This is a genomic window from Corallococcus exercitus (genome assembly GCF_003611585.1).
GTDB classification, from domain to species: Bacteria; Myxococcota; Myxococcia; order Myxococcales; family Myxococcaceae; genus Corallococcus; species Corallococcus exercitus.
On record NZ_RAVW01000805.1, the window covers coordinates 1 to 1053 of the forward strand.

Annotated in this window: 2 protein-coding genes; both read right to left on the reverse strand. The window is 72.3% G+C overall.

Annotated elements, in window-relative coordinates:
* Positions 1 to 734: RNA polymerase sigma factor (locus D7W79_RS42160; protein WP_120530773.1), on the reverse strand; the 734-nt coding region annotated here is incomplete at its 3' end.
* Positions 735 to 857: 123 nt separating this feature from the next.
* Positions 858 to 1053, reverse strand: a 196-nt coding sequence (locus D7W79_RS42165; protein WP_147442365.1) for a hypothetical protein, incomplete at its 5' end; no start/stop codon positions are given.

The window sequence follows — 1053 nt, forward strand, 5'->3', positions numbered from 1 at the left end:
TGTTTATAAGAGACAGCCACCAGCCCGTGCACCTCCGGCTCCCCGGGCGCCAGCTCCGCCAGGATGCGGCCCAGGCGCAGCGCGTCCTGGCAGAGCTCCGGGCGCATCCAGCCATCGCCCGCGGTCGCGGCGTAGCCCTCGTTGAAGATGAGGTAGATGACCTCCAGCACCGACGCGAGCCGCGCCGCCAGCTCCTCGCCCCGGGGGACCTCGAAGGGGACGCCCTTCTCCGCCAGCGTCCGCTTGGCCCGCACGATGCGCTGGGCCACCGTGGGCTCCGGCACGAGGAACGCGCGGGCAATCTCATCCGTCGTCAGGCCGCCCAGCAGCCGCAGCGTGAGCGCCACGCGCGCCTCCGGGGACAGCACCGGGTGACAGGACGTGAAGATGAGGCGCAAGAGGTCGTCGCCGACGTCATCGTCCAGGGCCGCGTCCAGGTCTGGCATCTGCGCCTCCTCCAGTCCGTGCCCCAGCTCCTCGTGCTTGCGCGCGAGCAGCTTGTGCCTGCGCATCTCGTCGATGGCGCGGCGCTTCGCGGTGGCCATGAGCCACGCGCCCGGGTTCTCCGGCACGCCCGACACCGGCCACTTCTCCAACGCCGCCACCAGCGCGTCCTGCGCCAGCTCCTCCGCCTGCCCCACGTCGCGCACCATGCGCGCAAGCCCGGCGATGAGCCGGGCGGACTCGATTCTCCACACCGCGTGCACCGCGGCCTGCGCCTTGGAAACCGTCACGGCGCGGACTCAATCAAATGCACGTCGAATGGGCGCCCCGGAAATCGACACGGGGTGCGATTTCCCTCAGGAAACAACACGGCCCCGGGCCTCCCCTCGTGGGAGAAGCCCGGGGCCGTCACCTCACGCCCGCGCCTCGGAGTGGGAGGCGCTGGCCGACTCCGGCACCGGCTCGTAGGCCCCCAGGCGCATGCTGGCCTGGGCGCGTCCCTGCGTGCGGCCGCGCAGCGCCGTCACGTAGCCGAACAGGCGCGCCATGGGCACACGCGCGGACACGCACCGCGCCGTCCCCTTCGCCTCCATCCCCAGCACCCGTCCC